Source organism: Bifidobacterium sp. UMB1197 (assembly GCF_030217745.1).
In the GTDB taxonomy this organism is placed as follows: Bacteria; Actinomycetota; Actinomycetes; order Actinomycetales; family Bifidobacteriaceae; genus Bifidobacterium; species Bifidobacterium vaginale_B.
The window spans coordinates 1-272 of the sequence record NZ_JASOOL010000058.1 but is presented as its reverse complement, the minus strand read 5'-3'; the positions used below and the strand labels follow the sequence as shown (position 1 = coordinate 272).

Here is a 272-nt window from a genome sequence, read left to right as displayed (position 1 = left end):
AACCATCAGTAAACAGTGAAAATGCGGATGTGCACTGCCATCTTTTCCCCGTGTAACTTCCGTCGCGCGAATCCAGCCCTGAACCGGCGCGAACTCTTTCCTGTCCTTCAGTCGCTGAAAGGCCGAATTCATGGCTGTCAGCGTTTCCCCCAAATCATCGATCGCGCAGTTCCTGACGGCTAACGTCAGAAACAACCAACGGGAAGATGGGTAATCCGCAACGATTTTTGGTAGAGCCTGATAAAAACGAGCTTGCCACATGAGGGTTCTTC

General features: G+C 51.5%; 1 protein-coding gene. It reads right to left on the bottom strand.

The window, feature by feature from the left end; genetic code table 11:
• A partial coding sequence (locus QP420_RS06590; RefSeq protein ID WP_481616903.1) for a protein rep occupies positions 1 to 261 on the bottom strand: 261 nt, incomplete at its 3' end.
• Between the last annotated feature and the right edge of the window lie 11 nt (positions 262 to 272).